Annotated in this window: 2 protein-coding genes; both read left to right on the top strand. The window is 64.6% G+C overall.

All coding sequences use genetic code 11. The features are described from left to right. Positions 1-299: HNH endonuclease family protein (locus LQV45_RS35290; protein WP_230012702.1), on the top strand; the 299-nt coding region annotated here is incomplete at its 5' end. A 109-nt stretch (positions 300-408) separates the two neighbouring features. Next, on the top strand, positions 409-1,044 hold a 636-nt coding region (gene ppk2, locus LQV45_RS35295), incomplete at its 3' end, for a polyphosphate kinase 2 (protein WP_230012705.1).

Raw genomic sequence — 1,044 nt, forward strand, 5'->3', positions numbered from 1 at the left:
TCGTGGCGCTGGGGGACGCGTGGCAAAAGGGCGCCCAGCAGCTCACCTCGCAGCAGCGTGAACATCTGGCCAACGATCCGCTCAACCTGATCGCCGTCGACGGTCCCGCCAACCAGGACAAGAGTGCCTCCGACGCCGCCACCTGGCTGCCGCCAAACAAGGCTTTCCGCTGCCACTACGTCGCCCGCCAAATTTCGGTTAAGGCGGCCTACCGGCTGTGGGTTACTGCGGCAGAGAAGGAGGCGATGAAACGGATCCTGGCCTCGTGCCCAGCGCAACAGACCATCGTGCCGCGCTGACGCGCCCGTCCCGGATTCCGGGCTGGAGGACCCTTGCAGCCGTTCTGATGCACGGCGAGAATGGGCGCGGCGGGACAAACCGCGCGCCCCAAATGCTGGAACGGAAACCATGGCACATCGCACGGACAAATCAGGCAAGGGGCACGCCGGCCGCAAGAAGGGCTCCGCACGGCGGCCGGTCCGGCTCGATGCCGGAATCTACGAGGCCGAACTTCTGCGGCTCCAGGCGGAACTGGTTGCCCTCCAGGAGTGGGTCCGGAGCACCGGGGCGCGGGTCCTCATCATCTTCGAGGGGCGGGATGCAGCCGGCAAGGGGAGTGCGATCAAGCGGGTCACCGAGTACCTGAATCCGCGGTTTGCCCGGATAGTCGCATTGCCGGCGCCGACTGAGCGCGAACGCGGTGAATGGTACTTCCAGCGCTATGTGGCGCATCTGCCGGCCGCCGGGGAAATCGTCCTGATGGACCGCTCCTGGTACAACCGCGCCGGCGTCGAACACGTGATGGGCTTTTGCACCCCGGCGGAGCACAAACGCTTCATGGCCCAGTGCCCGGTCTTTGAACGGCTCCTCATCCAGGACGGCATTCTGTTCTTCAAGTACTGGTTCTCGATCAGCCATGGGGAACAGGAGCGGCGGTTCAAATCCCGGATGGATGATCCCATGCGGCAATGGAAGCTCTCGCCGATGGACCGGGAGGCAATCCTGCGCTGGGAAGACTACTCAAGGGCCAAAGACGACATGTTC

Source organism: Microbacterium sp. Bi128 (assembly GCF_918698205.1).